We start from the raw sequence: 24,557 nt of genomic DNA on the forward strand, positions 1-24,557 counted from the left end.
GCTATATCAGAATAAACAGTTAGGTAAATAATAAATATGTCGGCAGAAATATCCCAAATAAAATCAAAAAAACGTACTCGTGACTACGGTGAGGTATTTACCAATAACCGTGAAATCAATGCGATGCTTGATTTGGTTAAAGATGAAAGCGAGCGTGTGGATTCAAGATTTTTAGAACCTGCCTGTGGTACAGGGAATTTTTTGGCAAAAATATTGGAACGTAAACTTAAAACAGTCAACCGTTTAAGTAGAAAGAATCAAACAAACTACGAGAGATATGCTATTTTAGCAATATCTTCAATTTATGGCATTGAGCTGCTTGAAGATAATCTTATCGAGTGTCGCAAACGCCTGTACGATATTTTGGTAAAAGATTATGAAAGCAAATATAGCAAAATCCAAGAAGATTTTATGAACACAATTGAATACTTATTGAGAACCAATATTTTGCATGGTGATGCGTTGTCACTAAAGCAAAACAATGGCGAACCAATTGTTTTTCCCCAATGGGCTTTCATCAATAATAATTTGGTTCAACGTCACGACTTTGTATATGAGTATCTAATGCCGTCAGAAGCAGAATCCGAAAACTTATTGTCTGAGGAAGAAAGGGGTTCTTATGTGTATTCAGAAACAGGCGAGCGAAAATTTTTTCCAAAATCGTTTAAATTATATGCGCCTACACATTTTTTAAAGCTATGGGAACAGTCGTATGGTAACTGAAAATCCATTTAACGAAGCATTATCAGAGAATCAAGATAAAGGTCAGCTAAGTCTATTCGTTAATTATAATCCTGATGTCCTAAATTGCTTGGCGAATCTATCAAGTGATGAAGTTTTTACCCCACCTAATATCGCTAACCGTATGTTGGATTTATTGCCAAAAGAGCTATGGTCAAATAAAGATGCAACTTTTCTTGACCCATTTTGCAAGTCAGGGGTATTTTTAAGAGAAATTGTATTACGTCTCAATGAAGGTCTGAAGTCACAAATACCTGATGAACAGGAACGCTTTAACCATATTTTGAGCACACAGGTATTTGGCATTGGTATTACACAGCTAACAGCATTGATTTCTCGTAGGACAGTGTACTGCACTAAACAAGCGAATGGTAAATTATCTGCTTGCACAGTTTTTAAAGATGAAAACGGCAATATTTTTTATGAGCGATTAGAGCATCGTTGGAGCAATGATGGTAAATGTGAAGAATGTGGTGCATCTAGGGCAGAATATGACATTATCTCTGAAAATAGAGAGAACCATGCGTATGCTTTTATTCATGGCAATCCTTTGGCATTATTAGAAAGTCGTTTTAAAGAATTGGGGAAAGAAATGAAATTTGATGTGATTATCGGCAATCCACCTTACCAGTTAAATGATGGTGGTGGAGTTGGTTCAAGTGCAAAACCAATATATCAACTATTTATTCAACAAGCGAAGAAATTAAATCCCAATCATTTAGTGATGATTGTGCCCTCTCGTTGGTTTTCAGGAGGTAAAGGACTAGATGAATTCCGTGATGAAATGCTTGATGATAACCGAATGAAGGAAATTCATGATTACCCCAATGCCTCAGAATGTTTTCCTGGACCAGAGATTAAGGGTGGCGTAAATTATTTCCATTGGGAAAAAGCTTACCAAGGTGATTGTACAATTAATACTTATGAAAATCATAAATGTATTTCAAGCATGAAGAGAGCTTTAAGAGAAAAAGATTCTGATATATTGATTCGTTATAACGAAGGTATTGAAATCTTAAAGAAAATTAAAAAGATCCAAGAACCTAGTTTTAACGAACTTATCAGTGCAAATGACCCTTTTGGTTTTGATGTAAGGGTTACAGGAAGCTATAGACGAGTAAAGCCTAAATTCAAGAAAGAATTTTTTGAAGGTTCAGTTAAGTTTTATTATAACGGCTGGAAAAGAGAAGGATTAGGTTATATGGAAAAAGATAAAATTACTAAAAATACTGAATGGGTGGATAAATATAAAATTTTGATTCCAAAAGCTTGGGGTGAAGGTGATTCTAAAACCGACAGATTAAGAGGTTTTATTGCTGAAGTTCCTTCTTGCTGTACAGAAACTTATTTGGTAATTAATCCTACTGATAATAGGGACGAATGTGAAAATATTTTAACTTATATTAACACTAGATTTTTTCATTTTATGACATCACTTGGGAAAATAACTCAAAATACTATGAAAAAAGCTTATCAATTTGTACCTATGCAAGACTTTTCAAAACCTTGGACGGATGAAGAACTTTATAAAAAATATAAACTAACCAAAAAAGAAATCGCCTTTATCGAAAAAATGGTTCGTCCAATGGATTCAGAACAGGATTAGACTATGAGCAATGAATTACTCACTACCCAACTAAAAAAGCCTACTATTTACGCATATAGTGATACCCGATACGAAGGTAAACTTAAGGTCGGCTACACTGCTGTCAAATCAGCAGAAGAGCGTGTTAAGGAACAATTTCCAGTCATCACACCAACCCAAAGTTGGACTATCGTATTGGATGAACCTGCAATCCGTGATGATGGCTCATTCTTTACCGACCATGACGTACATAAAGCACTCAAAAAACATGGTATTGAGCGTGACTTAGGCGAGTGGTTTGATTGTGATGTAAAAGCCGTTCAAGCAGCACTCATGGAAATCCGTACTGGTAAGCCTAACATCGAACATCGCACCCAAAGTTTTAAAATGCGTCCTGAGCAACAAGAAGCCGTTGAACGTACAGCTCAGTATTTTACCAACATAAAGCAAGATGAAGCCTATCGTAACAAAGAACCGCATTTTTTGTGGAATGCCAAAATGCGTTTTGGTAAAACGTTTACCGCCTATCAACTGGCAAAAAAAATGGGTTGGAAGAAAATACTAATTTTGACTTTCAAACCTGCGGTGCATAACGCATGGCAAGAAGACCTAGAAAATCATATTGATTTTGAAGGTTGGCAGTTCGTCAGTAATAACGAAAATACCTTAACCTATGAAGAAGCAGATAAAACTAAACCTATCGTTTGCTTTGGCTCATTCCAAGACTATCTTGGTAAAAATAAAGCCACAGGTGGTATTAAAACCAAAAACGAATGGGTACATGTTACTAATTGGGATTGTGTGATTTTTGACGAATATCACTATGGGGCATGGCGTGAAACCGCCAAAGACTTATTTGATAATGATGAAGCCAAAGGTGAGCAGGAGTACGCATTATCGAGTGATTTGAAGAATTTCGATGAAGAATTACTACCCATTACTACAGAGCATTATCTTTATTTATCAGGTACGCCATTTAGAGCGTTAAATTCAGGCGAATTTATCGAAGAGCAAATCTATAACTGGACTTACTCAGACGAGCAAAAAGCCAAGGAAGAATGGCACGACAAGCACCCTGATGAGCCAAATCCTTATGCTAGTTTGCCAAAAATGGTCATGATGACTTATCAGCTACCTGATGCTGTTAAAACTATCGCCCAGCAAGGGGAATTTAACGAATTTGACTTAAACGAGTTTTTCTTTGCAGAAGGTACAGGTAATGATGCTAAGTTTAAACATGAAGAGTATGTGCAAAAATGGCTTGATTTAATGCGTAATGCTCTGCCTGATGCTTATGTCGATAGCTTAAAGCAAGGCAGACAAAAACCGCCTATGCCTTTCTCTGATGTCAATTTATTAGGTAACTTACTGCATACCTTTTGGTTTTTGCCGTCAGTTGCTTCATGTGATGCAATGGAGAATTTACTAAAACAACGACAAAATGTGTTTTATCAAGATTATCAAATTGTCAATGCGTCAGGTACAAAGGCAGGTATTGGTAGTGAAGCTATTCCACCTGTTAAGCGAGCAATGGGTAAAAATCCATTGGCAAGCAAAAGTATAACGCTATCTTGCGGTAAATTAACCACAGGTGTCTCTATTGCCCCTTGGACGGGCATACTTATGCTACGCAACATGACCAGTCCTGAAGGCTATTTTCAGGCAGCCTTTAGGGTGCAAACACCTTGGGTCATGCGAGGTCATAATCCAAATGACCCAAACAATGAAGAAATAATTAAAGAACTTTGTTATGTCTTCGATTTTGCACCAACACGAGCGTTACGGCAAATTTCAGACTATAGTTGTCGTCTCAATGTTGGCGAGCAAAGTCCCGAAAGGAAAGTAGAAGACTTTATCCAATTTTTGCCAGTGTTAGCTTACGATGGCTCAAGTATGCGTCAGATTGACGCTGCTGGAGTGCTTGATATTGCCATGCAAGGTACAACCGCTACTTTACTTGCTAAACGTTGGGAAAGTGCTTTATTGGTCAACGTGGACAATTTTACCTTACAACGGTTCTTGGATGATGAAAATGCCATGAAAACGTTGCAAAAAATCGAGGGTTTTCGCTCTATCAACAAAGACATCGAGACCATTATCAATCGCTCAAACGAAGTTAAAAAAAGCAAAAAGGATAAAAATGATGATGAAACAATGACGAAAGGCGAGAAAGATGAACTTAAAGCTAAAGAAAAAGAAATGAAAGACCTTCGTAAAAAAATTCAAGAGAAGCTCATTAAATTTGCTACACGTATCCCAATCTTTATGTATTTGACCGATTATCGAGAACATACCCTACATGATGTCATCACCCAACTTGAGCCACAACTGTTCGAGCGTGTCACAGGTTTAACACAAGCAGATTTTAGACTGCTAGTGAACTTGAACTTATTTAACGAATCATTGATGAATGATGCTGTCTATAAATTTAAACGCTATGAAGACGCTAGTACCAGTTATCATACGATGGATTGGGAACGGCATGAAACCGTGTTCTTATACAATACCGAAGTAAGCCGTGAGTTGCTTGAGAAAAACTGATAGGCTTTTTATTGCGTTTTAGGAGCAGCTAAGGTTATTTGGTATTAGTTGCTTTTTATTTGATTATATAAAATTCATTTTCGGGGAATGATTGAAAAATGGGCATTCAAGTCGATGTTTTAAGAATAAATGGCTTTCGAGGAATCCAAAACCTTGAAATCACCTTACCCAAAGTAATGATTCTATTTGGTCAAAACAATGCAGGTAAAACATCTATTATCAAAGCATTGCAATTGGTTCTAGGCGATTATGGTCGTTATTTATCTAGTGAAGATTTTTTTATTAATTCGGATAATGACCAACAAATCGATAAAATCACAGTAGATATACGAATCATCCCTATTGATGAGAATGGTAGGGTTAAAACTTTTGAAGATGATTGGGTAAATGTATTTGGTGAGATTATCCAACCTGATCTTGATGAGTATGACTATGTTGCTTTGCGAGCCATTGCAAAGCAACATGAGACATTGCAGGGCAAATATATTACTGAGAGAGAGTATTTGACTGAATGGAATGACTTTGACAATTGGCTTGATTCCGACACTCTAAAATTAACTAAAAAACTGGATGAAATTACTTTCATTCCTATTGATGCTCAACGTGATATCCATAGTGAAATTAAAGAAAAATATTCCTTTATCGGACGAGTGTTATCCAACATAAACTATAGCAGTTCTGAAATCGAAGAACTTGAAGAAAAGATTGCCGAGATAAATCAGAATGCAGTTGATAAAAGCGCTAATCTAACCCACCTAAAAACCCATCTTGATAAACTCAGTGAAACCACATTAGGACGTGGAAAAACTGAGATTATGCCTTTTCCAAAGAAAATCAGAGATCTATCAAAAAATTTTAGTTTGCATTTTGGTGATAATGCCAACAGCTCATTTTCTATGGAATATCATGGAATGGGAACTCGTAGTTGGGCTTCAATGCTTACCGTTAAAGCTTTTACTGAGATGCTCAGAGATAGCTTTGAAAAAGAATCTAAGGCATTTTTTTCATTGATTGCAGCAGAAGAGCCCGAAGCTCATTTACACCCAAATGCACAACGTACTCTATACAATCAACTAGCTAGTATGGAAAATCAGGTCATTGTTAGTACACATTCACCTTACTTGATTAGCATGGCAGATTTTTCTCAATTGAGAGCTTTGTATAAAAAAAATGGGGATGTTGCAAGTCATAAGATACTAGAAAATTTAAATGAAGGTGAAAAGAATGCTTTAAAGCGAGCAGTATTGCTTTCTAGGGGTGAGTTATTATTTTCAAAGGTAATAGTTTTAGCTGAGGGTGTGACAGAAGAGCAAGTATTACCTGCTCTTATTCAATATTACTTCGGTAGGTCTTGCTCAGCACTAGGCATTAATTGCGTTGGAACAGGAGGGTCAAACTATCCTTCATTTATTAAAATGGCAGTTAGTTTTGGCATACCAGTCTGTATATTAAGTGATAATGAAGAAATAACTAATAAAAAAGTGAATAATCAAATAGAAAAGATTAGAAATGAATATGGGTTGAAATTAGAACCAAGTGAACTCGCCTTGAAATTCTTAAATAGTGGAAATGATTTAGAAAAAGAATTAATGAGCATGGATTTAAAAGAAGAAATAATTGATTCCTTGCTACTAACAAATAAAGGTTTTGATGCACTAGAGCAAGCTAAACAAGATGAACTGAATAGACTCAACCAATTATCTGACAATGAATTATATACTGAGATGACAAGAAAGGGGGTTAAATCCACTTTTTCAGGATTTTTAGCAGATGCCATTATAGAGAATCGTTACGATAAAGACTTTAAAACAATTTTATCACCTGCACTGTCTGAAACTTTCGCAAAAATAGAAGAATGGCTTAAAAAATGATACAACTATCTGAAAAACAAGCAGAAATAGTAAATTTTCCTATTGGTAGTGCTATACAAGTCATAGCCACCGCAGGAACAGGTAAAACGAGAGTTCTAACAGAAAGAATTCGTTTTATCTTAAATCAAACCAAAAAAGATAAAATCATTGCCTTAACTTTTACAAATAAAGCTGCCGAAGAAATGCAAAATAGGCTTGCGAATATTCCTGAAGTACAGGATAGAGTGTGGATTGCAACAATACACTCAGTAGCTCAAGGTATTTTGGAAAAGTATGGGCATCTAATTGGGTTGCCAAAAGATTTGCACATCTATGAAAACGACAGAGACCGAATGGAAATGTTTATCAAGTCCTTGAGAGAAGGGGGAATAGATATTGATAAATATTTAAATATCGAAAATAAAGATGAGAGGAAAAAAGTCGATAAAATACTAAAAGATTATATGAGTGCTTTTTCAAAGATAAAGCGTGAAAACTTGTCTGAATCAGATGTGATCAAAGAGTATAGCAACAAAACTGTATGGAAAAAATTTAAAGATTATCAAGTAGCATTGTTAGAGAGTAATGGAATAGATTATGACGATATCATTATCTACGCTCAACAAATCCTATTAGAAAATCCAAATGTAGCAAGAAATTATAGAGTTCAATATAAACATATATGTGTTGATGAAGCACAAGATTTAAATAAATCTCAATATAATTTTATTAAAACTTTTTGTGGTGATGTAATAAAGAGCCTATTAATGGTGGGCGACCCTGACCAAATGATATACGGTTTTAATAGTTCTTCCGAGAAGTTCCTATGTGAGGATTTTATCATTGATTTTTCACCTGATAAATTTCACTTAAAGGAAAACTACAGATGTACAAAAGCAGTTGTTGAGGTTGCAAATATACTAAAGCCTAATAAACAGTTGTCATCTGATTATGCCCTAGAGGGTAAAGTTTGTATTACTAGTTACGAAAGTGAAGAAGATGAGGCTTTGGGCGTAGTTAATAAGATAAAAGAAATCATGTTGGATAACCAAACCAATGAAATTGAAGGTGGAATTTCGTTGGATAAAATTGTAATTATTGGTAGGACAAAGTTTGTACTAGACAAGGTTGCAGAAGAGTTGTCTAAAAATAATTTATCATATTATTTTAAAAAATCAGAGAGAAATGTTGAAAATCTAAGTAGATTTGGCAAGGTATTGAATTACGCTATAAATATTAAGCTTAACCCCAAAAACTGGATAGATGCTCAGAAACTTTTTAATACTCTTAGTATTGAAATAGGAAAAAAAGATGAGTTTTTGTTAGATGATTTTATTCAAAAAATCACAATAGAAAATATTGAGCAAGCATTATTCAAAGAGTTGCTTTCTAAAGTAAATGAACTAAACCCAAGTGAACCAAATATTCCTAAATTAGTCAAAGATATGATTATCTATCTTGGAAGTATGGCGAATGATGATAGTAATAATGAGATGTCGAAGCAGGATGAATATCTTATTTCCAATTCTAATGAATTAGATTCCTTAAATCGAAAATGGACTAAATTCAAAAGAAAAGGACTAGGTAACTCTTTATCTGCTTTTAAAAACGCAATTTCGTTAGGAAAGCTGAATGATGATAGCAATGAGCAAGGTATTACACTAAGTACAGTTCACACTATGAAAGGCTTGGAAAAAGACATCGTATTTTTAATTGGTATGTGTGAAGGTATTTTTCCATACTACCTTGCAACCACGCCTGATGAAATAGAAGAAGAGAAAAATAATGCTTTTGTTGCAATAACAAGAGCTAAACGATGGTTGTTCATTTCCTATCCAAAAACAAGAAAAATGCCTTGGGGTGATGTTAAAACACAAAGAAAATCAAGATTTTTAGATAATATAAAAGACATTAATTGCTGTATATAATCCGTACTGAAAATATAGTTACAAGCAAAATCACGAAAAACTGTTTTCTTGAGATTTTTAGAGAATTTAATTTTTTTGGGTTTATCGTGATGAATTAACTAACAAAAGCATACATTCAGCTCTTTACATTCCTTTTCACGAAAAACAAATGTTTTTCGTGAAATATAAAATTTTATCAGTTCCTTAAATTATAGAGAATTTAGCCTTAGATAGAATCCAAAAATATAAACTAAAAAGATTGAAATCCCGCTATAAATTAAATATAATATTAAAAAGTTGGAAATAAAAACATTATAAATATTGATTTATATAGTAATTTTTAATAAATTAATTTTTATTATATAAATAACCGTTCTAGACTATAACTTTTATTAGGTTTAAAAAAAATCCTTGCATGGTCATACTGTTGCAAGGATTTTTTATGCCGTTTTTTCTGATAGTAGCTAGTAGCCTGCTAGTAAGGTGCAGAATTTAAGCTACGAGGTTTAAGGCGCAGGGTTAGGGTATAAGGTCTGCACCGCTTCGATATCAGCCAATACCTCTTGGGATAATACCAAGTCTACGGACGCGATATTGCTGGCTAGCTGCTCAATGGTGGTTGCCCCAATGATGTTGGCAGTCACAAACGAGCGGCTATTGACAAACGCCAGTGCCATTTGTGCCATATCTAGATTATGTTTTTTGGCGACCTCGGCATAGGCTTCGGTAGCTTGTTGCGCTTGCGCATTCAAATAACGGGTAAAATGGCTATAAAGGCTCAAACGACTATTGGCAGGCTTGTTACCGCCCAAATATTTGCCTGATAACACCCCAAATGCTAGCGGTGAGTAGGCAAGTAGTCCAATTTGCTCGCGGTGACTGATTTCTGCCAGTCCCACTTCATACAAGCGATTGAGTAGACTATATGGATTTTGTATGGTGATAGGTCTAGCAAGCCCATGTTTATCGGCTTCTGCTAAGTAGCGCATGACCCCCCAAGGGGTGTCATTGGATAACCCATAAGCGCGGATTCGACCTTTGGTGATTTCATCATTGAGTGCTTCGATGGTTTCCAAAAATGGCGTCAATTCTTTGGTATCTTGCTGCGCCATACTTTCTGTATAGCCGCGTTGACCAAAAAAGTTGGTCTGACGCTCTGGCCAGTGTAGCTGATAAATATCGATATGGTCGGTTTGCAAGCGCTGCAGGTTACTATCTAATGCCGCACGAATGGTTTTTTTATCAAACTTGGTATTGCCACCGCGCAAAAAGTCATTGCGAGAGATTTTACTCGCCAATACCACATCATTTCGCTTGCCTGTCTTGGCAAACCAGCTACCGATAAAGCGCTCGGTATCACCCTGTTTGTCTTTATCAGGGGGTGACGGATACATCTCTGCGGTATCCCAAAAGTTCACACCTTGGGCAAGGGCATAATCCATTTGTTCATGGGCATCCTGCTCGCTGTTTTGCTGTCCCCAGGTCATGGTGCCTAAGCAAATTTTGGAGACGCTATCGCCCAGTTGTGGCAATGTATCAAATTGCATGCTATTTTCCTTGTGTTTTGCATTATAGTTTTAACCAGCTTAGTGAGGTGATTGTAGCAAACTCATGGTGATAAAGTCGGTTGTAAATTGTAGTGAGTGTGGCAGGCAGCCGCAATAAACAGTCCGCCCAAAACAAGTCTGGCAAAATTTTGATTTTTTATGGATTGACATTACAACGCAATAAAAATCAGTTATGATAAAGCGTTTCATTGCAGTTAGAAAAATATTTGAGTGTTGGCGCAGAGTGGGTACAAAATTTTGCGCTAATGGCAATTTTTATCCTGCATGAATTATTTGATTGTTGATTAATTTGCTTGTGGATTGCGTCACTTTATCGGTGTCAAAAATCATTGTAAAAGGTATTCAAGTTTGGCAAATGTCAATTCATTACGTCCGACAAAACTATGGTGGCTGGTAGGTCTGGTTTTGCTTTGCTTAAGCTTGGTGATTCAGCTACCTGCAGCGTGGTTACTGCAAAAATTTGCCCCAAACAACCCGTACCTGCAGCAAATATCGGGCAATCTTTGGCAAGGTCAAGCCAATTGGCAAATCAATGCGCGCCCCAATACGCCGCTGGCAGGTAGTGTCAATTGGCGCTGGCAGCCGTGGCATTTATTGATGGGTAAACTGGGTATGGCGGTCGATATCCGCTCTGGCAAAACCGACTTGCAAGGGGTGGTCAAATTCAATAAAACCAGCTGGCAAGCCAATGATTTTAACGGCAAAATCAGCCATGACACATTGGCGCAGTTGGTCAGTTGGCAATTACCCGACACACCGATTACCATCAAAGAAGTGTCGATTGAAAAAAATAAGCAAGGCTATCAAACCGCCGAAGGTAGCATGAATTGGGCAGGCGGTGATTTGGGGTATCCCACAGGCGGCAAAACCTACCTCATCAAACTCCCCACCATGCAAGGCAACTTAAGCGCGGATAAAGCCAGTGTACAGCCAGTAGCCAACGCCAATGGTAATAATAATAGCAACAAGGCGGCGCAAGGTAAAAGCTTGCATTTAGCCCTTACTACACCGCAAGGTGAGCGATTAGGGGATTTTTATCTTGACCAAGATAATATGATAGATGTGTCATTGACACAGCGATTGCTCAAAAATATGCCGGCGTACCAAGGCAAAGGGGCTGATGACAGTGTGGTGGTGTCCATTCGCCAACCTTTGACCAGTATGGGTAATTAGAGACGCAGCGATGATAGCAGATATGATAAAAGCCACCCAGCGCCCCTCGTTGAGCCGTAAAACAACGACTGGTAAATTTGTGCCGATGGCGGTGTTAGAAAAACTGTATCCTTGGTTGCTATTGGCAGCTATTTTTTGGTTGGTGTGGCAAGTAAGCCAAGCAATTTGGCTGGTGGTTGCACCGCCCAAAGCCCCTGTACTCACCCCAGTCCCCTTGCAGCCGAACTTGGTCGCGCAATCTGCCAATAGCAATGCGTTAGATTTTTTTGCTCAGCCAACTGCCCCGCAAGCGCCGGCAGCGACACCCCCAGATATTAAAGTGGTGGGCGTGACCATTGCCACCCCAGAGAGTCAATCGTATGCAATTTTGACCGCCAATGGTAAAACCTTAAGCTATCGTATCAACGACATGATTGATGGCAGTGGTTATAAATTGGTCAAAGTCGCAGCCGATTTTGTAATAGTGGCAGATGCAAGTGGTCAAACCAGTAAAGTGCCATTTGGGCAACCGTTTTTTCTTGACCAAAGCGAGGCTATCAGAGCCAAAGCGCAAGCCAACGGTGCAGCCGGCGTGGGTAATGGCTCAAATATGGGACAGACCCCCACACCGAGCTTAGGCGGGGCTGCGCCACAAGCGATGGGCGGCGCGCCAGTGGCTACAGGCGATCCGCATGATCGAGAGGATTCTGCGCCTACTATGGCGACGTCAAATGCTGCCAATACCTCGCCAAGCGGTGCATCGTCAGCCATTGGTGGGGCGATTCAAGGGCTCCAGCAAAATGCCTCAGGGTATCTAAGCCAAATGGGTGTGGCAGCGACAGGGCAAGGCTATTTGGTGACCGATGCGATGTCCGCAGGACTAAAAAATCGACTAGGGCTACAAACAGGGGATAAAGTCCTCTCCGTTAATGGACAAAACGTGGGTCAAAACCCAACGCAAGATGCCCAGCTACTACGTCAAGTGCAACAAGCAGGACAAGCGCAAATCCAAGTTCAGCGCGGCGACCAAGTCGTGACAGTACGCCAGTCATTTTGATAAAACATAGTAAAAAGTTACAGACGTCATCGCTACCTGATACACAAGTCGGTGATATGCGTTAAAAATTGATAAGGTAAATTATGAAATACCCAACCATGCTAAAGCCACTATTTTTGAGCACGACACTGGCTATGAGTATCAGTTTGCTTAGCAGTGGTCTGTCAGCTGCCCATGCAGCCACTGGCTATAAAGTGCATTTGCAAGACGCTGATATCAAGGCGTTTATCGACCAAATTGCCACCATCACGCAAAAGAACTTTGTGCTAGACCCACGCATTAATGGCAATGTGACGGTGATTTCAAACAAACCCTTATCCCGTCAAGAAGTGTATGACTTGTTTTTAGCCGTGATGAAAGTCAATGGCATTGTAGCGATTGATCGCGGGCTGACCACAGAGCTGGTCCCTGATACCGTTGCCAAGCAAGCAGGGGTAGATGTGGACTTGCGGGGTAATACCGCAGGTAGCCAAATGGCGACCCGCATCTATTATCTCACCAATACCAATGCCAATGACATCTTAAACGTCATCCGTCCGATGATGCCGCCGTATGCCAATGCCGCTGTGGTGCCAAATGTCAATGCCATTATCCTATCTGACCGCGCCGACAGCCTCAATCAATACGCAAAATTGATTAGCGATCTTGATAGCAATATGAATGACAAGCTGACCATTATTCCGCTGCGTCATGTCGATGCCAAGCGCATGATGGATTTATTAAGCTCACTGACAGGTACGGGCGGTGGTACAGCGCCAGCTGCTGCGGGTCAATCAGGGCAACCTGCTGTGGCATCAACCGGTGGCAGCCTGATCAATATCATTGCCGACCCGATTTCTGATAGGCTGCTCGTCAAAGGTAGTGCCGAGATGACAGCCAAAGTACAGCGAATGGTAGAGCAGTTAGACACCGTGCCGACGCAGCGCTTAAGTGGTCTTCGCGTATTTCGTCTAAAGTATGCCAGTGCCACCCATATTGCAGAAATGCTACGCGGACTGCTTGCCTATCAATCCATCAATAGTTCAGGTGACCAAACCACCTTGCAAGCAAGCTCAATGTTTCAATCTAGTAGCGATACCAGTAATAACAGCGCAGCGACCACCAATACTGCAGCGTCACCCACAGGCTCACCGCTTAATACCTCGTCCACCAGCAACACAACGACTACGCAAAACAGCGGCTATCAAGGTAGACCTTTTAGCATTATCGCTGACCAAACCCAAAACTCCGTCATCGTCAATGCCAACCCAGAGTTAATGGTAGAAATCGAAAACGCTATTAATGAGCTAGATACCCGCCGTGACCAAGTGTTGATTCAAGCAGCGATTATGGAAATCTCAGGCAATGATACCCAGCAACTTGGCGTGCAATGGGCAATGGGCAATGCCAATAGCGGCGTAGGGGTGATTAACTTTAATAACATCGGTGCATCTGCAGTAGGTCTGGCATCTGAGATATTAAGAAAAACCCCAGGTACGGCGGCAGCCTCCGTGGCAGGCGCGCTATTGGGGATTGGTACTAGTAAAACCGATAGTAACGGGAATCGTGAGTTTTATGGCGCGATTTTGCAAGCCATCAATAAAACCAACAATGCCAATCTGTTATCCATGCCCTCTATTTTGACGTTGGATAACGAAAAAGCCAATATTTTGGTAGGGCAGAACGTCCCATTTGTGACCGGCTCTTATACCACGGCAAGTAACTCATCAACCACGCCGTTTCAAACTGTGAGCCGTCAAGATGTCGGTATCAATCTCAATGTCATTCCGCATATTGGTGATAATGGTTCAGTGCGACTTGAGATTTCGCAGGAAGTGTCCTCCATTGTCGATGGCACCCTCAATAATGTGAGCGGTGTCGTCACCAACAAGAATTTAATCAAAACCACCATTTTAGCGGATAACCAACAAACCGTGGCACTGGGTGGGTTGATGCGTGATAACAGCACCTATGGTCAGCAAAAAGTCCCAGGATTGGGTGATGCGCCGATTCTTGGTAATTTATTTCGCTCAAAAAGCAAAAACTCGGACAAAACCAATCTGATTGTATTTTTACAGCCGACCATTTTGCGTAATGGTAGCGCGGTGGCAAGCGTGACCGAAAAAAGCTTAGACGGTATTCGTACCATGCAACTGGTAATTGATAAAAACGGTACGCTCAAAAAAATCCCACTTAATATCAGCGCCATGTTCCCCAATACCAATACGGTGCAAAATGGCGTAAAATTGCCAACAGACGACTTGGTTACCCCAGCCGAGCAAAGTTTATCAAACACGCCAAGAGTGTATGCCAATGGTGTCGATATCGTCACGCCCGTGTCATCAAACGTGTCTCGCACAGGCAGTTCATCGACCACAACCGTGAGTCGCCCAGCGAGCAATACCATCACCCAATCTACAGGGCAGACAGGGCAGGGCGCAAAAATGGCGCAAACGCCTGTGGTGATTGCGACCCCGCCTGCGGTGCAGACCATCACCGTGACAAATCCCTAAAAATGTCCCATAATGCCAAGCATAATGATACTATTAAATACCCCTTAGGAGTAGGAGACTTGCATGGACAATCAGCAAACTAATGCAGTGAATACGATGAACCTTACCGACAGATCACAAGGCACTTTATGGCAACTCATTGGGCTGTCACCAGCGTTGGCAGATTTAACCATAGATATTGATAAAAGCTTAAGCATCGGACGTAGCGATAGCAATGATTTGGTATTAGCAACCTCACAAATCTCTCGCCAACACGCCAAGATTAACCGTATTGGTGAGCAGTTGTATGTGCAAGACCTAGGCTCAAGCAATGGTACCTTTATCAATGGTGAGCGTATCAGTACAGACGCCCATGCTTTGCAAGCCACCGATGAACTCGCCTTTGCTGACTTGGTATTTTTGGTGGTAAATGCCCCAGTCAACGCGCTGGATGATGCTAGTTTTCTCGATAGTTTACAAGACATTGAGAATTTCACACCCACCACTGACATTCATACCCAAACTGAATCGACTGCATCGGTTGAGCCCATATCACCGAACGCTGCAGCCAACGCCGCGCCTGTAATAGATGTCGTTACCACGCAAGATTTTTTACCTAGCGAGCAGTTGACCAACACCAACGTCGAACAATCCGTACCTTCTACACCGACAACAACAGTTGATGTAGTAAGCGTTGATAACCCACCATCGCCGATAGTTAATACACCGGCTCAGCCGCCTGTTGTCACTGAGGCAGTAGCAGTATCATCACAGCCCGTTGTCTCACCCGTTCAGCCAGCGCAATCATCGCCAGTTAGCACAGTAGAAGCTGATGCAATCAAACCTGCGGCAAAGAAAAACGCCACAGTCGCGATAATAATCGTGGTAATTATTGCGCTGATTATTGCATCAGTGTTGTTAATGTATTAGGTTTAGGTAGCAAATAGGCGGTGCAAAGCGCCTAAAATGCGAATTTAAATCATTAAATTTACGTTTTAGCAAAAAAAATGAAAAAAAACTAAAAAAAGGCTTGCAAGATTAAAAATATTTGCTAAAATGCTCACCACTTTCAAGCGATACGCCGGCTTAGCTCAGTTGGTAGAGCAACTGACTTGTAATCAGTAGGTCGCCAGTTCGACTCCGGCAGCCGGCACCATCCTTTAACACATCGTGTTAAGCGTACCTTGAAAGACAACTATGGTGGGGTTCCCGAGCGGTCAAAGGGGACGGACTGTAAATCCGTTGCGAGAGCTTCGAAGGTTCGAATCCTTCCCCCACCACCATTTGCCTGCTATTGTTATCTGAATATTCCCTAATCACGTTAACAGTAAGTCCAGTATGCTTGGGCGGGTCGCATTGCGGGTGTAGTTTAGTGGTAGAACTTCAGCCTTCCAAGCTGATCGTGCGGGTTCGATTCCCGCCACCCGCTCCATTATTCTAAACCAAAGTTTTGCTCATATAGCTCAGAGGTAGAGCACTCCCTTGGTAAGGGAGAGGTCCCGAGTTCAACTCTCGGTATGAGCTCCAGTTTCATAGAAAATACATTGATAGAAACCAAAAATAGTTGAGGCAGCACAGATGTGTTGCCTTTTGTTTTAACAATAACAAAAAAGTTTGACCATAAAGATGAAGGCTATGGAAAAAACTTGAAATTTATGTTAAATTTGCTATTTTAGTGACCTAGCAACACTCACATTGGCAACACCAGCACTGGCAATACAGATACACCAGTTGGTTTATAGCTTTGAGCTAGGGTATTGCTAACAGTTTAACAATGATCAGAGGATTAAATTATGGCAAAGGCCAAGTTTGAACGTACTAAACCACACGTTAACGTAGGCACCATTGGGCACGTTGACCATGGTAAAACAACCCTAACAGCTGCGATTGCAACCGTAGCAGCGAAACACAACGGTGGTGAAGCCAAAGACTACGCGTCAATTGACTCAGCCCCTGAAGAAAAAGCCCGTGGTATCACCATCAACACCTCACACATTGAATATGACACCCAAGCACGTCACTACGCACACGTAGACTGTCCTGGCCATGCTGACTATGTTAAAAACATGATCACTGGTGCCGCACAGATGGACGGCGCTATCCTAGTTGTATCAGCCACTGACGGCCCAATGCCACAAACCCGTGAACACATCCTACTATCACGCCAAGTAGGTGTACCATACATCATGGTATTCATGAACAAATGTGACATGGTTGATGACGAAGAACTACTAGAACTCGTCGAAATGGAAGTACGTGAACTCCTATCAAGCTATGACTTCCCTGGCGATGACACCCCAATCATCAAAGGTTCTGCCCTAGAAGCCTTAAACGGCGGCGAAGGCAAATACGGTGAACCAGCCGTACTAGAACTACTTGACACCCTAGACAGCTACATCCCAGAACCAGAACGTGCGATTGACAAACCATTCTTGATGCCAATCGAAGACGTATTCTCAATCTCTGGCCGTGGTACAGTCGTAACCGGTCGTGTAGAATCAGGCGTCATCAAAGTGGGTGAAGAAATTGAAATCGTTGGTATTAAGCCAACCACCAAAACCACCTGTACTGGCGTTGAAATGTTCCGTAAACTGCTAGACGAAGGTCGTGCAGGCGAGAACTGTGGTGTACTATTACGTGGTACCAAACGTGAAGACGTACAACGTGGTCAAGTATTGGCTAAACCAGGTTCAATCAAACCACACACCAAATTTGACGCAGAAGTATACGTACTATCAAAAGAAGAAGGTGGTCGTCACACTCCATTCCTAAATGGTTACCGTCCACAGTTCTACTTCCGTACCACTGACGTAACTGGCGCAATCCAATTACCAGAAGGTACAGAGATGGTAATGCCTGGCGATAACGTTGAAATGAACGTAGAGCTAATCCACCCAATCGCAATGGACCAAGGCTTACGCTTTGCAATCCGTGAAGGTGGCCGTACTGTAGGTGCGGGTGTTGTTGCTAAAGTTAACGACTAATCGTTAGCTAGCACATAAACACATAAAAAGAGTCACTCCGGTGGCTCTTTTTTTATGGAAATAAATTATGACGGTGATGTCGATATATAACTTAGATAAAACGAGTACACAAGATAATGCTTCGGAGCAGGTACTGGCGCAGCTGGCACAAATTGAATCCGAGCTGTTTGTCCACGATGCTTGGTCGGCTGCGCAAATCAATTCACTGCTCGTGCAGCCATTTAACCATATAATTTATGCGACAGACGAGCTAAATCAGCGATTGGTCGGCTATTGTTTTTACAGCCATATATTTGAAGATAGTGAAATTTTAAGAATCGCAACTTGTCTTGATTATCAACAGCAAGGTATTGCAAGCCAATTGCTAACGGCTATGGCGCAAATATGCCAAGCAACGGGTGCCGAGCGGATGCTATTAGAGGTAAGAGAAGATAATCATGCTGCCCTTGCATTTTATCAAAAACATGGGTTTGAACAGATTGCCGTTCGCAAAAATTACTACGATAATCATGACATGACCAAAACCCATGCGTTAATTATGCAGTGCAAATTCAATGCTAAATTAAATGCTAAGTAGTATTCCACATGTTTAGGTAATGCGCTTTTATCGCCTGTTGAAGCAGTGGTTCAACTTGCGCGGCTGTAACAGCCTCATCGAAACGATGCCACTGTTGATTGATTAATAACTCAGTGGGATAAAAACGCGATTTATACGCCATCTTATCCGAATCTGGTACCCAAAAACCTAAATACAAATAAGGTAGTCCAAGACGTTTAACATAGTCAATTTGGGTAAGTATCGCAAGGGTGCCCAAACTGTTTATGGTTGCGTCGGGATCATAGAAAGTATAGACCGCGGATATGCCGTCATCTAATTGGTCGCAAACTGCCACCATGACTAATTCATCATGAAGCCAAAACTCCATAAAAAATGACTGGGTAAAGCTATATTGTAGAAACTGTTTAAACCCTTGTAAATTGGGTGGATACATATCGCCATCACTATGGCGAGCGCAGATATAGCGAGCATATAGCATAAAATGCGATTCATCGGCATCATCACAAGCCGTAATTACCACATCCATCTCGTGCGATTTTTGCCACAGTTTGCGCTGGGTACGATTGGGTTCAAAATCGTTAACTACTACACGCGTAGAGATACAGCGTTGACAATGAAAGCATACAGGGCGATATAGATGTTGTCCACTACGCCGATACCCGAGCCGTGAAAACTGAGAAAAAATAGGCGTACTTAAACGTTCATCCTTTGCTAATTCAATCAGCTCTAAACGTGCTGCACGATCCGGTAAATAAGTACATTGATGCAGCGGCGTCAATTGGCTGGTCAATGCTAGACTGGTAGGGGGGTGGGGTGGTTTTAACGTCATTGGTGCTTTTAAATACCCTTAACTTACCTAAGCTTGCGTAGTTGGAGGTAGGTAATAAGTCATCAAATCCTCATTTAACAGTTGATTGAGTGGCAATTTTTGACCGCAAATCGATGACCAATCAATACTCGGTAGCGCTAATTGTTGCGCGAGCTTATCTAAAAATTCCGCTCTGGGTACGATGGATGCACCTAAACGCATCAAATGTGGGTTAGGCAACTGACAGTCCACCCAAGCAAATTGGGAGTGTGCACACAGCTGCATTAACACAAAAAAAGCCGCTTTAGACGCATCTGTCACTCGGTGAAACATACTTTCACCAAAAAAAGCTTGTCCTAGCTTTAGCCCATAGAGACCACCAATCAGCTCATCATCATCCCAAATTTCCACACTGTAAGCGACTTGCTCGGCATGGAGCGCCATATACGCTTCAATCATAGCGTGACTGATCCAAGTGGCTGATGCAGAAGGTTGGGCATAGGTGCGGGTATCGGCACAGGCAGTAATGACCTCAGCAAAGGCAAGATTGAGGGAAAACGTCCAACCTACATTTTTGATACGCCGTTTTAAGGTTTTACTGGCGCAAAAATCGCTAGGATAAATAATACAGCGCGGGTCAGGCGACCACCAAGCGATGGGCTCGCCCTCATTAAACCAAGGAAACATGCCTTGGCGATAAGCACACACTAAGGTATCAGGCGCCAAATCACCCCCCAGCGCAATTAGCCCTTCACCGTCAGGGTCTGTCACCATCGGGTCAGGAAATTGATAACGGCAATCGAAAGGTCGCTGTAATGGGGGGTGATTTGGCAATGGCATCGTTCAAGGCATTAGCTAAACAGCAGAGGTGTTGGCTGATACCGTAGTATTGGCATTCGCTAGATTGACGATATCTAAATATTTTTCTGCATCCAACGCCGCCATACAACCCGTAGCTGCCGAGGTAATCGCTTGGCGATAGATATGATCTGCCACATCCCCACAGGCAAACACGCCTTCGACACTTGTCGCTGTTGCATTGCCATCTAAACCGCTGTTGACCACGATATAACCATTATTCATCTCAAGCTGATCTTGGAAAATATCGGTGTTGGGTTTGTGCCCAATCGCCACGAACATACCAGGCGCGTTGATGGTTTTGGTAGACTGGTCTTGGAGATTTTCAATCACCACACCTGTCACACCTGCGTCATCACCCACCACTTCTTTGACTTGGCTGTTCCATTCGATGGTCACATTGCCATTTTTTTGTTTTTCAAATAATTGGTCTTGCAGAATTTTTTCTGATTTTAATTTATCACGTCGATGCACTAGGGTGACGTGGCTTGCGATATTTGATAGATACAAAGCTTCTTCAACCGCTGTGTTGCCACCGCCAATCACCACCACAGGTTTGCCGCGATAGAAGAACCCATCACAGGTCGCACAGGCAGAAACGCCAAGCCCCATAAATTTTTGTTCAGAGGCGAGACCCAAGTATTGCGCTGATGCCCCGGTCGCTACAATGAGTGCATCACAGGTGTAAGTGGCGCTATTGCCCACTAAGGTAAAGGGTCGCTGAGTTAGGTTCACTTGGTGGATATGGTCATACACCAACTGGGTACCAAAACGCTCGGCATGGGCTTGCATGCGTACCATCAAGTCAGGTCCTGTCAAGCCTTGTGGATCGCCAGGCCAGTTATCAACTTCAGTGGTGGTAGTCAACTGCCCACCAGTCTGCATACCCGTGATAATGACTGGTTTTAAATTAGCGCGCGCTGCATACACGGCGGCAGAATAACCCGCTGGACCTGAACCCAAAATAATAAGCTGGTGATGGATAATTTCTGACATACATCTTTCCTAACAATCGCTGAATAATAAACTAAATAATAAAACAGGCTAATTTTTGATTCATAAGTAAGATAGGGGCTAACATCGAAAATAGCAAGTAAATGTTATTTTTATAACAGATTCATCGCGCAATCAAAGCTCAAGCAACGCTCAAAAATTGCGTTAGCTCTTTATCAAAAAATACCCTAACTTTCGGCTTTGTTGGCACAAACCGCATTTATCATAAGGCTTGAATTGGCTGATTTCACAAAGCAATTTTTCGCAAAAAAAGCTCAGCAACTCACCACTTAGATTTGATATGATAGTCGATTAAAAGGGTGATTTTAATCAACGTTTTTCCAAAATCATTGTTTTTCACAATCATTATCAGTCAGTCATGGCTCAGCAAAGCGTTGGCTTACGGCTTATCCAAAGTGGGTTCAAATTCAAAGGTAAATTGCGTTGTCTTATTATATTCGTCAAAGTGTGCTTACGATTATCTGGCTAATCGTGGCATTGTTGTTAGTCATGTCCCTCATCAGTTATTCTGCCAATGATCCTAGTTGGTCGCATATCAGTAGTGCAGCAAATGAAGTCAGTAACTTGGCAGGCACGGGGGGTGCGTGGCTGGCTGATATTTTGTATGCGTTTTTGGGTGCAGCGAGCTGGTGGCTGATTGTTATTGCCTGTTATGAAGCTTGGAATGTATGGCGCCATGATGTAGAGCCTAATGGCTTGTTACGTTTTTTGGGTTATATTTTTTTAATCATTGCCACCGCAGGGCTGACAGGCATGTTATCTTTTGGCTGGTTGGCGCAAGGCATGATTGGGCAAATCGTTGGCAACGGGCTTAGTAGTTTATTAACCTACTGGGGGACTTTGCTGTTTTTATTGGTGTTTATTGCCATCACCGTGACGTTTACCTTTGATTTACATTGGCATGAGATTTTATCAGGTCAAGCTATTCGCAGCCGCCTACAAGCTGAAGCTACAGATGAAGAAGAAACCAATACTGAATTCAAACAAGAAGCAAGCCAAGCAAAACCAAACGATACCGCGCAACTGCCTTTGCCATTAGCCTCCCCTGACACAGAACAAGCTGCTTATGACAGTAGTCATCTAGCGGATAATGAGGGATTTGTCGGTAGTCCACTCGATGCGTTTTTGGATGAAACGGGTTTTAGTGAAATTAAAGATTATGAATGGCTCGAAGAAAACGATGCCAGCAATCCATTTAAACCCGTCAGCTCAACCTATGTAGCAAACACCAAGCTGACCAAAAAACTGGATGAAAAACTGCAAAGTGAAATCATTAAAAAACCGTTTAAAATGCCTACCTTGAACAGACCGCATTCGATACAGGTAGCTTCGCAACTCACTCAGCCAACTCAGACAACGCAGCCTAGTGTAGATAGTGTAGATAGTGTAGACGTATCGCAAGCTATGCCAACTATCGATGACGCATCTATAATGTCTGCCGCAGGCACAGGGGAGCTAGCGGATAAACGAATCTCCGAGCCTATGACGGGTGTAGAGATGGCTGAACAGGACGCGGCTATTGGGTCGTCAAATTTGGATCATTTAGCAGATAGCGTAGATGCTGGATATGAATTATCACAAAATCCTGTGCTAGAGCCACCATTAGAGGGCATTAAAACAGACGGCGTTGAAGCAGAAGGCATTGAAGCAGAAGGTGCAGAAGGCATTGAAACACCGCCCAGCTCAGTCGCATCCTTATTGGGTATGCGACAAATCCCAGCGCAAGCTGTCACCCAGATTGATGGTAACGAGATTGATGCCACCGAGATTAATAGCAACGAGATAACGTCTTCAATACCGACCCATAGTCGTTCAGTAGAGTCTGAGCTACTCGACCAAATCGAACAGCCCGCAGCGCCTCAGGTCAACCAGCCGCTCGACATCAATGATGATAGCCTGTTTAGTCAGAAATCGCGTGCCATGCAAACCGCCGCTTATCGTGCCAATTTAAGCCCGTTACCGGAATTATCGCTGCTTGATTTGCCTGACCCTGACCGCAAGCCAAGCTACAGCCGCGAACAGTTGCAGCAGCTATCAGCGCTATTAGAAATCAAGCTACAAGAGTTTAATATCAAAGCAGAAGTGGTCAATGCGCAAATGGGTCCAGTGGTGACACGCTTTGAAGTGTCGCTGGCGCCAGGGCTTAAAGCAAGCAAGGTGACGGGCATTGCAAAAGACTTGGCTCGGTCGCTATCCATGGCATCGGTGCGTGTGGTAGAAGTCATTCCAGGTAAACCTTATATCGGTATCGAAGTGCCCAATCCGCAGCGCCAAATGGTACGACTCATCGAACTGCTGAAAACAGAGGCTTATCAAGACCCCGATGGCTTAATCAGCATGGCAATGGGCAAAGATATTGCAGGTAGACCGATTATTGCGGATTTAGCCAAAGCGCCACACATGCTAGTAGCAGGTACAACAGGTTCGGGTAAATCAGTGTTGGTGAATTCGCTGTTATTGTCAATGCTGCTCAAATACACACCAGAGCAGCTGCGATTGATTTTGATTGACCCCAAACAGCTCGAGCTTGCCAACTATGGCGATATTCCGCATCTGCTCACCCCCGTAGTCACCGATATGACCGAAGCAGCCAGTGCTTTAGCGTGGAGTGTGGCGGAGATGGAACGTCGTTATCAGCTGATGTCATTATTCAAAGTGCGTAAACTGGATGAATTCAACAAAAAAATCGTAGCAGCCGAACAAAATGGTGAGCCGTTACTAGATCCACTGTGGCGACCCAATGACAGTGTCAGCCAAGATAGAGCGCCAAAGTTAAAACCGTTACCGCAAATTGTGATTGTGGCGGATGAGTTTGCCGACATGATTATGCAGGTGGGCAAACAAGCCGAGGAGTTAATTACCCGTTTGGCGCAAAAATCGCGCGCCGCAGGGATTCATTTGATTTTGGCGACCCAACGTCCCTCAGTGGATGTGATTACTGGTTTGATTAAAGCCAATATTCCCGTCCGTGCCGCGCTTCGCGTCAACTCAAAAGTCGACTCGCGTACCATTTTGGATGCCGGTGGCGCAGAGGATATGCTTGGGCATGGGGATATGCTGTTTTTAGGACCTGGTCAAATCGAGCCTAACCGTGTACATGGTGCTTTTATCAGCGATGCGGAAGTCAACCGTGTGTGTGATGCATGGCGCGAGCGTGGCGCACCTAATTATATTGATAATATGTTCGATAACTTTGAGTTAAGCTCAGCGCCAAGTGGTGGCGATGCTAGTGGGTCTAGCAATGGCGAAGAAGACCCGCTGTATGATGATGTAGTGGCGTTTTTGCTCGAAACCCGTAAAGTCTCTGCATCAAGTATTCAGCGCAAATTTAGTATCGGCTATAACCGCGCAGCACGTATCGTTGATGCCATGGAAGAGGCGGGCTTGGTGAGCGGCATGACCAAAAGCGGTAAACGTGAGCTATTAATGTAGAGGTTAGACAAAATAAAAAAGGTGCGATTC

At 41.9% G+C, this 24,557-nt stretch carries 16 protein-coding genes and 4 tRNA genes; 16 read left to right on the top strand and 4 right to left on the bottom strand.

Features of this window, described 5'->3' with window-relative positions; genetic code table 11:
• Window positions 1-36 precede the first annotated feature (36 nt).
• The 5 genes from LAJ61_RS07495 to LAJ61_RS07515 all read left to right on the top strand — a co-directional run bounded on the left by LAJ61_RS07495 (window position 37) and on the right by LAJ61_RS07515 (window position 8,645).
• A complete protein-coding gene (locus tag LAJ61_RS07495) occupies window positions 37-723 on the top strand; it encodes a restriction endonuclease subunit M (protein ID WP_224053421.1) in 687 nt (228 codons plus the stop codon).
• Window positions 713-2,347, top strand: a complete 1,635-nt coding sequence (locus LAJ61_RS07500; protein ID WP_224053422.1) for an Eco57I restriction-modification methylase domain-containing protein — start codon at window positions 713-715, stop codon at window positions 2,345-2,347. The genes LAJ61_RS07495 and LAJ61_RS07500 overlap by 11 nt, the downstream gene beginning before the upstream one ends.
• A 3-nt stretch (window positions 2,348-2,350) precedes the next feature.
• The gene (locus LAJ61_RS07505; protein WP_224053423.1) at window positions 2,351-4,867 is read left to right on the top strand and encodes a DEAD/DEAH box helicase family protein; all 2,517 of its coding nucleotides are present in this window, start codon (window positions 2,351-2,353) and stop codon (window positions 4,865-4,867) included.
• 98 nt (window positions 4,868-4,965) lie between these two features.
• The gene (locus LAJ61_RS07510) at window positions 4,966-6,738 is read left to right on the top strand and encodes an ATP-dependent nuclease (RefSeq protein WP_224053424.1); all 1,773 of its coding nucleotides are present in this window, start codon (window positions 4,966-4,968) and stop codon (window positions 6,736-6,738) included.
• Window positions 6,735-8,645 carry an ATP-dependent helicase gene (locus LAJ61_RS07515; RefSeq protein WP_224053425.1) on the top strand — a complete coding sequence of 637 codons (1,911 nt, stop codon included), beginning with the start codon at window positions 6,735-6,737 and terminating at the stop codon, window positions 8,643-8,645. Before LAJ61_RS07510 ends, LAJ61_RS07515 begins: the two co-directional genes overlap by 4 nt.
• 485 nt (window positions 8,646-9,130) lie before the next feature.
• On the opposite strand, the gene LAJ61_RS07520 is transcribed toward LAJ61_RS07515, so the two are convergent.
• Complete coding sequence (locus tag LAJ61_RS07520) at window positions 9,131-10,171, bottom strand: NADP(H)-dependent aldo-keto reductase (RefSeq protein WP_224053426.1); 1,041 nt, start codon at window positions 10,169-10,171, stop codon at window positions 9,131-9,133.
• 369 nt (window positions 10,172-10,540) lie between these two features.
• Between LAJ61_RS07520 and gspN the strand changes: the two genes are divergently transcribed.
• The 10 genes from gspN to rimI all read left to right on the top strand — a co-directional run bounded on the left by gspN (window position 10,541) and on the right by rimI (window position 18,433).
• Window positions 10,541-11,365 (top strand): type II secretion system protein N, encoded by an 825-nt coding sequence (gene gspN, locus LAJ61_RS07525; protein ID WP_224053427.1) that lies wholly within the window; start codon window positions 10,541-10,543, stop codon window positions 11,363-11,365.
• Window positions 11,366-11,387: 22 nt separating this feature from the next.
• Window positions 11,388-12,401 carry a type II secretion system protein N gene (locus LAJ61_RS07530; protein WP_224053428.1) on the top strand — a complete coding sequence of 338 codons (1,014 nt, stop codon included), beginning with the start codon at window positions 11,388-11,390 and terminating at the stop codon, window positions 12,399-12,401.
• Window positions 12,402-12,484: 83 nt separating this feature from the next.
• A complete protein-coding gene (gene gspD / locus LAJ61_RS07535; protein ID WP_224053429.1) occupies window positions 12,485-14,893 on the top strand; it encodes a type II secretion system secretin GspD in 2,409 nt (802 codons plus the stop codon).
• A gap of 63 nt (window positions 14,894-14,956) precedes the next feature.
• Window positions 14,957-15,802, top strand: a complete 846-nt coding sequence (locus LAJ61_RS07540; RefSeq protein WP_224053430.1) for an FHA domain-containing protein — start codon at window positions 14,957-14,959, stop codon at window positions 15,800-15,802.
• Window positions 15,803-15,952: 150 nt separating this feature from the next.
• Window positions 15,953-16,028, top strand: a tRNA-Thr gene (locus tag LAJ61_RS07545).
• 43 nt (window positions 16,029-16,071) lie between these two features.
• Window positions 16,072-16,155, top strand: a tRNA-Tyr gene (locus tag LAJ61_RS07550).
• A gap of 75 nt (window positions 16,156-16,230) precedes the next feature.
• A tRNA-Gly gene (locus LAJ61_RS07555) sits at window positions 16,231-16,304 on the top strand.
• A 20-nt stretch (window positions 16,305-16,324) separates the two neighbouring features.
• A tRNA-Thr gene (locus LAJ61_RS07560) sits at window positions 16,325-16,399 on the top strand.
• Window positions 16,400-16,665: 266 nt separating this feature from the next.
• Window positions 16,666-17,856, top strand: a complete 1,191-nt coding sequence (gene tuf / locus LAJ61_RS07565) for an elongation factor Tu (RefSeq protein ID WP_076773998.1) — start codon at window positions 16,666-16,668, stop codon at window positions 17,854-17,856.
• Window positions 17,857-17,923: 67 nt separating this feature from the next.
• Window positions 17,924-18,433 carry a ribosomal protein S18-alanine N-acetyltransferase gene (gene rimI / locus LAJ61_RS07570; protein ID WP_224053431.1) on the top strand — a complete coding sequence of 170 codons (510 nt, stop codon included), beginning with the start codon at window positions 17,924-17,926 and terminating at the stop codon, window positions 18,431-18,433.
• Here rimI and LAJ61_RS07575 read toward each other — a convergent pair.
• Genes LAJ61_RS07575 through trxB form a run of 3 tightly spaced genes read right to left on the bottom strand, consistent with a single transcriptional unit; the run spans window position 18,426 to window position 21,077 of the window.
• Window positions 18,426-19,244, bottom strand: a complete 819-nt coding sequence (locus tag LAJ61_RS07575; RefSeq protein WP_224053432.1) for an arginyltransferase — start codon at window positions 19,242-19,244, stop codon at window positions 18,426-18,428. The genes rimI and LAJ61_RS07575 overlap by 8 nt on opposite strands.
• 27 nt (window positions 19,245-19,271) lie before the next feature.
• Complete coding sequence (aat, locus tag LAJ61_RS07580; RefSeq protein WP_224053433.1) at window positions 19,272-20,063, bottom strand: leucyl/phenylalanyl-tRNA--protein transferase; 792 nt, start codon at window positions 20,061-20,063, stop codon at window positions 19,272-19,274.
• Between the two features lie 15 nt (window positions 20,064-20,078).
• Window positions 20,079-21,077 carry a thioredoxin-disulfide reductase gene (gene trxB, locus LAJ61_RS07585; protein WP_224053434.1) on the bottom strand — a complete coding sequence of 333 codons (999 nt, stop codon included), beginning with the start codon at window positions 21,075-21,077 and terminating at the stop codon, window positions 20,079-20,081.
• A 441-nt stretch (window positions 21,078-21,518) separates the two neighbouring features.
• Here trxB and LAJ61_RS07590 point away from each other — a divergent pair, with 441 nt between their 5' ends.
• Complete coding sequence (locus LAJ61_RS07590; protein WP_224053435.1) at window positions 21,519-24,527, top strand: DNA translocase FtsK; 3,009 nt, start codon at window positions 21,519-21,521, stop codon at window positions 24,525-24,527.
• Window positions 24,528-24,557: the final 30 nt, after the last annotated feature.

It is taken from the genome of Faucicola osloensis, assembly GCF_020041925.1.
Taxonomy (GTDB): domain Bacteria; phylum Pseudomonadota; class Gammaproteobacteria; order Pseudomonadales; family Moraxellaceae; genus Faucicola; species Faucicola osloensis_D.